At 63.5% G+C, this 11,441-nt stretch carries 9 protein-coding genes; 7 read left to right on the top strand and 2 right to left on the bottom strand.

All coding sequences use genetic code 11. The annotated features are described in order from the left end of the window. Positions 1 to 44: 44 nt before the first annotated feature. The 5 genes from HX881_RS30885 (at position 45) to HX881_RS30865 (ending at position 6,935) form a co-directional block, all read left to right on the top strand. Positions 45 to 929 (top strand): LysR family transcriptional regulator, encoded by an 885-nt coding sequence (locus tag HX881_RS30885; protein WP_017128249.1) that lies wholly within the window; start codon positions 45 to 47, stop codon positions 927 to 929. Between the two features lie 183 nt (positions 930 to 1,112). Further along, positions 1,113 to 2,213: a thiohydantoin desulfurase gene (locus HX881_RS30880; RefSeq protein ID WP_017128250.1), complete on the top strand. Its 1,101-nt coding sequence runs from the start codon at positions 1,113 to 1,115 to the stop codon at positions 2,211 to 2,213. Then, positions 2,210 to 3,859, top strand: coding sequence for a thiourocanate hydratase (locus tag HX881_RS30875; RefSeq protein ID WP_103032795.1), 1,650 nt, complete (start codon positions 2,210 to 2,212; stop codon positions 3,857 to 3,859). Before HX881_RS30880 ends, HX881_RS30875 begins: the two co-directional genes overlap by 4 nt. A 15-nt stretch (positions 3,860 to 3,874) precedes the next feature. After that, positions 3,875 to 5,224 carry an MFS transporter gene (locus tag HX881_RS30870; RefSeq protein ID WP_218171815.1) on the top strand — a complete coding sequence of 450 codons (1,350 nt, stop codon included), beginning with the start codon at positions 3,875 to 3,877 and terminating at the stop codon, positions 5,222 to 5,224. Positions 5,225 to 5,288: 64 nt separating this feature from the next. Then, positions 5,289 to 6,935: an HAL/PAL/TAL family ammonia-lyase gene (locus HX881_RS30865; protein WP_177088362.1), complete on the top strand. Its 1,647-nt coding sequence runs from the start codon at positions 5,289 to 5,291 to the stop codon at positions 6,933 to 6,935. A 64-nt stretch (positions 6,936 to 6,999) separates the two neighbouring features. Here HX881_RS30865 and HX881_RS30860 read toward each other — a convergent pair whose 3' ends face one another. Together HX881_RS30860 and HX881_RS30855 are read right to left on the bottom strand one after the other, a co-directional pair. Beyond that, positions 7,000 to 7,671 (bottom strand): class I SAM-dependent methyltransferase, encoded by a 672-nt coding sequence (locus HX881_RS30860; protein ID WP_177088360.1) that lies wholly within the window; start codon positions 7,669 to 7,671, stop codon positions 7,000 to 7,002. 83 nt (positions 7,672 to 7,754) lie between these two features. Further along, complete coding sequence (locus tag HX881_RS30855; RefSeq protein WP_017128255.1) at positions 7,755 to 7,964, bottom strand: hypothetical protein; 210 nt, start codon at positions 7,962 to 7,964, stop codon at positions 7,755 to 7,757. A 476-nt stretch (positions 7,965 to 8,440) separates the two neighbouring features. On the opposite strand from HX881_RS30855, the gene HX881_RS30850 reads away from it, so the two are divergent. Together HX881_RS30850 and HX881_RS30845 are read left to right on the top strand one after the other, a co-directional pair. After that, positions 8,441 to 10,060 carry a methyl-accepting chemotaxis protein gene (locus tag HX881_RS30850; RefSeq protein ID WP_177088358.1) on the top strand — a complete coding sequence of 540 codons (1,620 nt, stop codon included), beginning with the start codon at positions 8,441 to 8,443 and terminating at the stop codon, positions 10,058 to 10,060. 180 nt (positions 10,061 to 10,240) lie between these two features. Further along, positions 10,241 to 11,425, top strand: coding sequence for a sugar transporter (locus HX881_RS30845; protein WP_017128256.1), 1,185 nt, complete (start codon positions 10,241 to 10,243; stop codon positions 11,423 to 11,425). The last annotated feature ends 16 nt before the right edge of the window (positions 11,426 to 11,441 follow it).

The following is an 11,441-nucleotide window of genomic DNA, read 5'->3' as shown; positions in this document are numbered from 1 at the left end:
CTCATGCATAACACGTTGTTATGCCTTTTGCGGGAGCGACCGAAGTGAACCTGAAGCAGATCGAAGTGTTTCGCGCCATCATGCTGACCGGCTCCATCAGCGGCGCCACCAAACTGCTGCACGTGTCACAGCCGGCGGTGTCACGGTTGTTGTCCTACACCGAACAGCGCCTGGGCCTGGTGCTGTTCGAGCGCATCAAGGGACGGCTGTACCCCACGCCCGAGGCGCGCATTCTGTTTGCCGAGGTCAACTCGGTGTACCAGGGGGTGCAGCGGGTCAATGAGGTGGCTGAAGACCTGATCCAGAACCGCATGGGCCACCTGCGCATCGCCTGCAGCCCCAGCCTGGGGCTGAGCCTGATTCCGGCGGCCATCGCCCGCTTTCACCGCGAATTGCCCGAGGCACGGGTGATCTTGCACACGATGATTCCCGATGTGCTGCTGCAGGCGGTGATCACCCAGCAGGTGGAACTGGGCATCGCCTTCCTGCACGAAGGCCATCCCAATGTCGAATCCCGCGAGCTGTACGAAAACCGCCTGGTGGCTGCGCTACCGGTGGATCACCCGCTGACGGCCAAATCGGTGATTCAACTGGAGGACCTGGTGGATCAGCCGTTCATTGGCTACGGCACCGACATTCCCGTCGGCCGCCTGGTGAGGAAGCTGCTGGCCGAGCGCAATATCGTCCTGCGTTCGGCGGTGGAGGTGCAGCAGATTCACGTGGCCTGTGCACTGGTACAGGCCGGGGCGGGCATCGCCCTGCTCGATGAAATCACCGCCCTGGGGCCGGTGTGGACCAACGTGGTGTTCCGTCCGGTGGAGCCCACGGCGAACACGCCGATCAGCATCGTCCACGGCATGTACGAACCGTTGTCGCGCCTGGCCCAGCGCTTTATCGAGACCCTGGAAGCGGTGAAGGTTCAGGGCTGATCGGCCTGCGAGTGCGTCAGAAAAATCCTTAACATTCTGTTATGCGTAAGCAATAAAAAGTAATACGACAACACGATTGAACGCCCCCTAGTATCGGCTCCATGCAGCGCAACCACCCATTGGCCAAGGCTTTTGGAGCCGGTGCGCGACGAATAATCAGACAGGCCGAAAGAGGAAATAGACATGGGGCGCGTGTTGACGCTGAAGGATGTGGACGCCGCGGTGAAGGGCGGTTCCGTCTTCGCTTGTGGGGGCGGTGGCTGGGTCGAGCATGGCCTTGAACTGGGCCGTCTGGCCGTGACCATCGGCCGGCCGGAACTGGTCAGCCTGGATGAAGTGGCGGATGACGCCTGGATCGCCACGGCCGCCGCCATCGGTGCGCCCGGTGGCCTCACCGACTGGCAGATGCTCGGCGTCGATTACGTCAAGGCCGTGCAGTTGGTACAGCAGGAGCTGGGCGCGCCGATCCATGGCCTGATCGTCGGCCAGAACGGTATGTCCAGCACCCTCAACGGCTGGTTGCCGTCGGCAATTCTCGGCACCAAGGTCATCGATGCCGTCGGCGATCTGCGGGCGCACCCCACCGGCGACATGGGCTCCCTGGGGCTGGCGTCCAGCACGGCACCGATGATCCAGGCCGCCGTGGGCGGCAACCGCAAGAACAACGCCTACATCGAACTGGTGGTCAAGGGCGCCACCGCCAAAGTCTCACCGATCCTGCGCAAGGCGTCCGACATGTCGGGTGGCTTTATCGCCAGTTGCCGCAACCCGATTCCCGCTTCCTATGTTCGCCAGCACGCCGCGCTCGGCGGTATCAGCCAGGCCCTTGGCCTGGGCGAGGCGATCATCGCCGCCGGCGGCAAGGGCGGCAGCGCGGTGATCGACGCGATCTGCAGCTACACCGGCGGGCACATTCTCGGCAGTGGCAAGGTCACGGCCAACACCTTGCGTTACACCGACGAAGCGTTCGATGTGGGGGTGGTGGATATTGGCCAGGGCAGCGGGATGTGCCGGGTGCATGTGATGAATGAGCACATGGCGGTGGACGATGCCCAGGGCCAGCGACTGGCGACCTACCCGGACGTGATCACCACCCTGGATATGCAGGGCAACCCCATCAGCGCCGGTCAGCTCAAGCCGGGCATGGAAGTGGTGATTTTCCATATTCACCATCGGCAGATTCCGCTGTCGTCGTCGGTGATTGACCCGGCGGTGTACCCCTCGGTGGAGAAGACCCTGGGGATTGAATTGTTCAGCTACCTGGATCAGGGAGCGCGGTCATGAGCAAGTCTTTCACCGTGACCGGCGGTAACCAACTGCGGTGCCGCGGCTGGCGCCAGGAAGCCCTGTTGCGCCTGCTGGAAAACGTTTTGGCGGTGGGCGAAAACCCTGAGGAACTGGTGGTCTATGCCGCCCTGGGCCGTGCGGCGCGGGACTGGCCGTCCCACGATGCCATCGTCCACGCGCTGAAAACCATGCGTGAAGACCAGACGCTGATGATCCAGTCCGGCAAGCCCATCGGCTTGTTGCAGACCCACGCGAATGCGCCGCTGGTGATCATGGCCAACTGCAATATGGTCGGTCAGTGGGCCAGGGCGGAAAATTTCTACCAGTGGGAAAAAGACAACCTGATCTGCTGGGGAGGGCTGACGGCCGGCGCCTGGCAGTACATTGGCTCACAAGGAGTGATCCAGGGCACATACGAGATTTTCTCGCGTATCGCTGAAAAGCACTTCAATGGTGACCTGACCGGGCGCTTCATTCTCACCGCCGGCCTCGGCGGCATGGGCGGCGCGCAACCCCTGGCCGGCACCATGTGCAACGCGACGATCCTCACCGTCGAGGTCAACCAGAAGAGCCTCGACAAGCGCATGAAGATCGGCTTCCTGCAACACCAGGCGCCGGACCTCGACAGCGCCCTGGCGATGATCGCCGACGCCCGGGCGAAACGCGTGCCGATCTCCGTCGGCCTGCTGGGCAACGCTGCCGAGATCTATCCGCAGATCCTCGCGCGGGGCATCGTCCCCGATATCGTCACCGACCAGACCGCCGCCCACGACCTGGTCTATGGCTACGTGCCGGCCGGCTACAGCCTGGAGCAGGTCAGGCAGCAGCGTGAAAGCGATATCAATGGCCTGATGGACGCCAGCCGCCGTTCCATCGTCGCCCATGTGGAAGCCATGCTTGGCTTCAAGGACCGTGGCGCGGTGGTGTTCGACAACGGCAACCTGATCCGTACCCACGCCCATCAGGGCGGCGTGTCCCGTGCCTTCGAGATTCCGATCTTTACCGAGGCCTATCTGCGGCCGCTGTTCTGCCGGGCCATCGGGCCGTTTCGCTGGATGGCGCTGTCCAACGACAGTGACGATATCCGCGTGATCGACGACTACCTGCTGCAGCGATTCGCCGATAACCGGATCGTCAGCAACTGGATTCACCTGGCGCGCCAGTACGTGCCGTTTGAGGGCTTGCCGGCGCGGATCGCCTGGCTGGGCCACGGTGAGCGCACCGAGTTGGCGCTGGAGGTCAACCGCATGGTCGCCGACGGTCGGCTCAAGGGCCCGATCGCCTTCAGCCGCGATCACCTGGATGCCGGCGCCATGGCCCATCCGAACATCATGACCGAGAACATGCGCGACGGTTCCGACGCCATCGCCGACTGGCCGTTGCTCAACGCGCTGATGAACTGCTGCTCGATGGCCGACCTGGTGGTGATCCACTCCGGTGGCGGCGGCTACAGCGGCTATATGACCAGCTCCGGCGTGACCACCGTGGCCGATGGCAGCGAGGCCGCGGCACAGCGCTTGCAGCTGGTGATGACCAATGACACCAGCGTCGGGGTGATGCGTTATGCCGATGCGGGTTACCCGGAGTCGCTCGACGAAATTTCCCGCAAGGCCTTGCCCTATATCCCGTTGGCAGCCCACTGACCCCAGGCGATGAGCATGAATAATAAAAACACGATTGCGCCCGTGATGATTCACTCCGTCCCCCCCGGGACGGCGGTCCCGGCCGGGCACCACAGCGGGCGCAGGGCGATTGCCGCCGCGTCCATCGGCAATGCCCTGGAGTGGTATGACTTTTCGGTGTACGCGTTTTTTGCGGTGTACATCGCGCAGAACTTCTTTGCGCAGCAGGACGCGGGGGCGCAGTTGTTCGAGGCGTTCCTGGCGTTCGGCATCGGCTTTGTGATCCGCCCCCTCGGGGCACTGGTGATCGGCGCGTACGGCGATCGGGTAGGGCGCAAGGCCGCCCTGATGTTGACCATTCTGACCATGGCGGCGGGCACGGCGATCATCGCGTTCGCGCCGCCCTACAGCGCCATCGGTATCGGTGCGCCGCTGTTGATCCTGTGTGGACGGGTGCTGCAGGGTTTTTCCGCCGGTGGTGAAGTGGGCGGGGCGGCGGCGTTCCTGATCGAGCATGCGCCGGCCGATAAAAAAGGCCAGTACGCGTCCTGGTTGCAGGCGAGCATGGGCATTTCCAACGTGCTGGGCGCACTGGTGGCCACGGCGGTCACCCTGACCCTGACCCATGAGCAGGTCGGCGACTGGGGCTGGCGTATTCCCTTCATCCTGGGGTTGTCCATCGCGCCGATTGGCCTGTGGATGCGTCGTACCCTGCATGAAACCCCGGTGTTCGAGGCCGAGCAGGCGCGTCGCGAGCATCAGCCCGAGGCGGCCCCGCTGGCACCCCTGATGCACCTGTTCAAAAGCCAGCAACGCGCACTGCTCCAGGGCACCGGGTTGTCGGTGTTGTGGGCCATCAGCGTGTATTCGCTGGTGATCTACATGCCGATCTATATGCAGCGGGTGCTGCATTTTGAAAGTCACCAGGCGTTTCTCGCCGCGCTGATCGGCAACTGCGCGATGGTCGTGGCCTGTGTGATGGCCGGCTCCTGGTCCGATCGGGTGGGCACCTACCGCATTCTCGCCACGGGGGCGGGGTTGTTGCTGGTCGCGCCGTATCCGTTGCTGGTGCTGCTCGATCAGGTTCACACCACCGGCATGTTGATCCTGGTGCAAACGCTGTTCTGCGCGCTGGTCTCGCTGTTTGTCGGCGTGGCGCCCAAGGCCCTGGCCGACCTGTTTCCCACCGAGGTGCGGGCCAGTGGCATGTCCGTTTCCTACAACCTGGCGGTCACGGTGTTTGGCGGCTTTGCTCCGGCGATCCTGACGTGGCTGGCGGACAACACCGCCACGCGTTTTGCCCCGGCCTGGTACGTGATGATCGCCAGTGTCATCGCGCTGCTGACCTTGTGTTCCATCGCCCGTAACACCTCATCCACCCAATGATCCGTGCAAGGGCCGGCCAACCGGTCCCTGCCACTCCCCACTTGCATAACCTCGAAGGTTCATCATGCTAAACAGGCTCGCTTTGCTGTTAGTTTCCACGGTGTGCGCAGGATTCAGCCCGTTCATTTTCGCGGTGCAACTCGATGGCCGATCCATCACGCCGGCGATCATCGCCCAGGTGGCGGATGGCGAACCGGTCACGGTGGCGGCGTCGGCCACCCAGCGCGTCGCGCAAGGTCATCAGGTGCTGCTCGAAGCGGCTCGCCACGGTCAGAAAATCTACGGCCTGACCGTCGGCGTGGGGCTTAACAAAGACCGGAAAATGGTCGACATCCATGGTCAATTGAGCCAGGAAGTGATTGAGGCCTCGCGCCAATTCAATATCGGCCTGCTGCATGCACATTCCGGCGGTGCGGGCGCCCCGGCCACGGTACGCGCCGTACGTGCGGCCATGGTGGTGCGCCTGAATACCCTGCTCACCGGCAGCGGCGGGGTGGCGCCAGAGATCGTTGATGCCTATGTGGCTTTCCTGAACAAGGGCATCACGCCGTATGTGCCGGTTCACGGCTCGGTGGGCGAGGGTGATATCACCGTGCTGAGCCATGTCGGCCTGGCGATGCTCGGTGAAGGCGAGGTGTTCTATCAGGGGGCCAGGGTCCCGGCGAAGCAGGCGCTGCAAAGCACGGGCACCAAGGCCATCGTGCCGTATGCCAAGGATGCCCTGTCGATCCTCAGCTCCAATGCCTGGTCTGCCGCCAATGCCGCCCTGGCGTTGAATGACCTGGCCCATCTGCTGCCGCTCAATACGCTGACCTTCACCCTGAGCTTGCAAGGCCTGAACGGCAATGTCTCGCCGTTCCTGGAAAACACCCTGGCCCTGCGACCATACCCCGAAGTGCGGGCCATGGGCGCGCAGCTGCGGGATTTGCTGCAAGGCGCCAGCCTGTGGCGGCACGACGACCAGCGGCCGTTGCAGGATCCGCTGAGCTTCCGTTCCGGCGTGTACCTGCTCGCCGAACTGCAGCGCAGCTACGGCCTGGCCAACGAGCAATTGACCATCCAGCTCAACCACTCCGACGATAACCCGGGCATCGCCCTGGATGTCAGCGCGCCGTCGGACCGCGACCAGGACGCTTTCGGCTATGTCGACAGCAACGGCGTGAAAGGCGCGGTGCTGCCCAGCGCCAATTTCGAGCCGCTGCCCTGGGTGCTGGCGTTCGAGCAACTGAGCCTGGCCCTGGCCCACAACTCCCTGGCCAACGTGCAGCAGATCATCAAGCTCAACAACCCGGGCATCACCGGCCTTACGCGTTTCCTCGGTACCGACAAGACGGTCCACGCATTCGGCGCCATGGAGAAACCGGCGGCGATGCTGGCGATGCAGAACAAGAATCTGGCGATGCCGGTGTCCATGGATTACTTTCCGGTGGCCGGCGACATCGAGGACATCGCCACCAACGCGCCGATGGTGGTCGAGCGCCTGCAACAGCAGATCGACAACAGCTACGAGCTGCTGGGCATCGTGCTCGTACATGATGTCCAGGCGATCGACCTGAGAAAGCAGGGTGGGAAAGGCTTTGTGCTGGCGCCGAAGACCGCGGGGTTGTATGACGCGCTGCGCAGGAAGGTCACCTTCATGGCCACCGACCGGGCCATGACCCCGGATTTTGCGGCGGCTGAAGCGGTGGCGCGGGCCTACAGGCCAGAGTGAGCGATTGCGCGATAGCCATGTGGCGCGCCCTGGGTGTGTTGCGTTTGAGCCTCTGGTCGAGCGCTCACTCCCGTTGCTCGGCGACTAACAGCAACGACTGCGGCACGGGACTTTGCGGGTGCTGTGGCTCCTGCAGGGTGGCCAGTCGCAAACCCGCCATATCCAGTGCGTTGAGCCAGCTGGACAGGGTACGGAAATACCAGGGCATGGGCTGCCACTGTCCCTTGAATCCATCGAAGGTCTCGGTTCGCCAGCCATCCTGGTAATCGCCCGCCGCCGCGGTCCACGGATGCAGCGTCTGGATCACCAGCGCACCGCCGGGGGCGAGCAGGGCACTCATGGCGGCGAGTAACGGGATGATGTCCTGGTGCAGCAGGGCGAAGTTGGCGCAGATCAGCTCGTAATCGCGGCCGATGTCGACTGTTGCCGCCACCAACTCTTCATAACTCGCCAAATGCACCTGCGCGGAACCCGCCGCCCGCGCCGCTTCGACCAGGGTCACATCGCCGTCCACCCCGACCGCGTTGATGGCCCGTTGCGCCAGCGCCCGCAACAGCCAGCCTTCGCCGCAGCCCAGGTCGAGCACGCGTTCGGGCTGACGACCTAGCACTGCGAGCAGGATGGCCTGGTCGGTGACCTGGCGGCGGCTTTCGATGGCGCTGCTGCGCACGGCATCGATCCAGGCGTGGGCGTTGTGGTGCCAGCTTTGCAGGAGCGGGGATTCGGAGGCAGGCATTTCAATGTCCTGAACGGAGAGTCAGATGCACAAGCATAGGACAGGCGCATGTGCATCCCGTTGCGCCTGAGCCCCCAGGTCACTCAATGAAGCGTCACCGCCCGGCGACTCTCGCCGATCCGGATCCTGTCCAGCGCCCGGTTCAACGCATCCAGGGCATCGAGAAGGGCTTTGGCCTCGGTCTCGCGACCATCCCCCCACAGCCGTTCGGCCATTTTGTTCAAGGCCTGGATGGATTTTTCGATGTCTGCCGCGGTGGCGGTCGAGGTGCCTGATGGCTGTGTCTTTGGCATTTGCGGACCTTCGACGATTAAGGGCAGATTGATTCATGGCAGGCCAACAGTCAGCTGCCGCCGAGCATTATAGCGACAGAACCTCGCGCCAAGTTTTCCGTTCGACTGCCGACTCTCTTTTCTCGTCAATGGACTGCTTGCTCAGTACCTGGACTCACCATGCCGGTGCACCCGATCCATTCTTGCGCCCATTTGAAGCGGCTGCTGATGACCTGGAGTTGCGCGTTTCGGGGTATCAGGGACGGCCAGCAGTACTGGCCGCACTGATGGCACAAACGCTGCAAGCCATTGCCTGACGCTTGCCGGTCTCCAGCACCAGGCAGGCACGCCGCATCGGTCAACGAGGATCGATGCCGATTGGGCGGTATCCGCCTGGCCACTTTGCACCATGAATTCGAACAGGCAACGACGCCTGGAGCCGAAAGGCTTCAGGCGTTTTTTTGTTCGGGCAACCATCGATCGGGAATGCAGTTGATATGTCCAGACTCAGTACGGCCAAACGTATTGTCATAGGGTTTGCCGTGGCGCCGTTGGCGCTGATCGCCATGGGGCTGTATGCCTCGCATGACATGGAGATCCTCAAGGAGCAGGCGGTGGTGATCGTCAAGCAGGACTGGCCGAAGATCGATCCGATCATGGTGATCGCCACCGGCGTGCGCGACAACGGCCGCAATACCCGTGACTTGCTGATCAACAAGGACAACCAGCAGGTGCAGCAGTCCATCGACGCGACCCGGCAGGCGATCAGCCAGGCGTTCACGGTTCTGGAGCCGTTGTTGCCAACTGCTGAAGGCAAGGCTGCTTTCGCCGCGCTGAAAAGCCGTCGCGAGGCGTATGTCGCCGCCTTTGTGAAGGTCCAGGCGCTGATTCGTGGCGGCAAGATCGACGAGGCCACGGCGCAGCTCAATGAGCAGGTGATCCCCGCCGAGCGCGAGGTGTACAAGAGCCTGGATGCGCTGATGGCTTTCCAGGGCCGGCTGTTCGCCGAACGCCAGGTCGCCGCGCAAACCCTTTATGACGATGCCCGCCTGAATATGCTGGGGCTGTTTGTGCTGTGTCTGGTCACGGTTGGTGTGGCGGCGATTATCGTCACTCGCAGTGTCACCCGTCCCTTGGGGGGCGAACCGGCCGATGCCGCGCGAGTGCTGAGCCTGATCGCCCAGGGCGACCTGACCATCGAGGTGCCGGCGCGCCCGGGCAACGGCGTCAGTGTGATGACTCATATGCAGGCGATGCAGCAGAACCTGCACACCCTGGTCACGCAGATCGCCGCCTCGGTGGATCGCGTGGCCAGTTCTTCGCAGGCCTTGAGCCGGGTCAGCGGCCAGACCAGCACCAGCCTCAAGGCCCAGGGACTGGAGATCGAACAGGCGGCCACGGCGGTCAACCAGATGATGGCGGCCGTTGAAGAGGTGGCGCGCAATGCGATCAGCACCAGCGAAGCGTCGCGGGTGTCGGAGCAGACGGCGCAGCGCGGGCGTGAACAGGTGCAGGAAACCGTGACCTCCATCGGTGCCCTGGCAAACGGTGTGAGCGACACTTCCGGGCGTATCCAGCAACTGGCCGGCCGCGTGCAGGACATCAGCGCCGTGCTGGACGTGATCCGCAGCATTGCCGAGCAGACCAACCTGCTGGCCCTCAATGCGGCCATTGAGGCGGCACGGGCGGGAGACGCCGGACGTGGCTTCGCGGTAGTGGCCGATGAAGTGCGGGCGTTGGCCCATCGCACCCAGGTGTCGACCCAGGAGATCGAGCAGATGATCGGCAATATCCGCCAGGACACCGGGCAGGCGGTCACGGCCATGCAGAACAGCCGTGACCTGGTCGGTGCCACGCTGGCCATCGCGCAACGCTCGGGCGAGGCGCTGGATGAGATCACCGGCTCGATCTCGCAGATCAACGAGCGTAATCAGTTGATCGCCGCCGCCACCGAACAGCAGGCGCAGGTGGCGCGGGAGGTGGATCGTAACCTGGTGGGCATTCGCACGCTGTCGGAGCAGGTCATGCTGGGGGCACAGCAGACCGACAGGGCGGGGCAGGAACTGGCGCAGATGGCCGGCGATCTGCATGCCACGGTCGGGCGCTTCAAGGTCTGAGAGGAGGGCGGGGCCGGGATTTCACGAAGCCGATCGCAACTTTCCCGCAACGAATCCTCTCCAAGGAGCGATACTTGCACTCCATGAGTCAGGCATTTCACCTCGACCTGCTTTTCTTTCAAGCGCCCGGCGAATAACCTCCCGGCCGCTTGAGCCTTGATAGCGTATGACGGATTTCCAATGAACACCCCTGCACCTGAACACACCGGCAACTGGCACCAGGTCATTGCCCTGGCCTTGGCCGCCTTTGTCTTCAACACCACCGAGTTCGTGCCGGTCGGCCTGTTGAGCGCCATCGGCGACAGTTTCGACATGTCGACCGCCCAGGTCGGGCTGATGCTCACCATCTACGCCTGGGTCGTGTCGCTGACCTCGCTGCCGATCATGCTGCTCACCCGCAACGTCGAGCGGCGCAAATTGTTGATGGTGTTGTTCGGGCTGTTTATTGTCAGCCATGTGCTGTCCAGCCTGGCAACCGGCTTTGGCGTCCTGATGGTGAGCCGTATCGGCATCGCCTTGTCTCATGCGTTGTTCTGGTCCATCACCGCTTCCCTGGCGGTGCGGGTGGCGCCACCGGGCAAGCAGGTCCAGGCGCTGGGGTTGCTGGCGACCGGCACGTCCATGGCGATGGTGCTGGGTATCCCCCTGGGCCGATTGCTCGGCGAAGCCATGGGCTGGCGCACCACCTTCCTGGTGATCGCCTTGATGGCCGGCGCACTGGTGCTCTGGCTGGCCAGGACCTTGCCGCTGTTGCCAAGCCAGAACTCGGGGTCCCTGAGAAGCTTGCCGGTGCTGTTCAAGCGTCCTGCCCTGGTGGCGGTCTATATCCTCACGGCAACGGTGATCACCGCGCAGTTCACGGCCTACAGCTACATCGAGCCCTTCATCAAGACGGTGGCGGGCATGAGTGGCGAGGTGGTGACCCTGATCCTGCTGCTGTTCGGGGGCGCGGGGATTTTCGGATCGCTGCTGTTCAGTCGCTTCAACCGCCAGCACCCGCAAAGCTTTCTGATCGCGGCCACCTCATTGCTGGTGGTGTGCCTGGCCTTGCTGCTGCCGTTGAGCGGTGACGTTTCGACCCTGGGCGTGCTCAGCGTGTTCTGGGGCATGGCGATCATGGGCTTCGGCCTGTCGCTGCAGCGCAAGGTACTGGTGCTGGCACCGGACGCTACCGATGTGGCGATGGCACTGTTCTCGGGGATCTACAACATCGGCATCGGTGGCGGAGCACTGGTGGGCAGTTGGGTCGGCCGACAGCTCGGATTCGCCTATATCGGTGTGGTGGGCGGCGTGCTGGCGGGCGTGGCCCTGGCGTTTTATGGCTGGTCGGTTTATCGCGCGAATCGGGCTGCAGCGGGGGCCTGAGCCTCACCATCGATGG

Source organism: Pseudomonas gingeri (assembly GCF_013386115.1).
Taxonomy (GTDB): domain Bacteria; phylum Pseudomonadota; class Gammaproteobacteria; order Pseudomonadales; family Pseudomonadaceae; genus Aquipseudomonas; species Aquipseudomonas gingeri.
The sequence above is the reverse complement of the archived record's forward strand: the minus strand, read 5'-3'. Positions and strand labels throughout refer to the sequence as shown.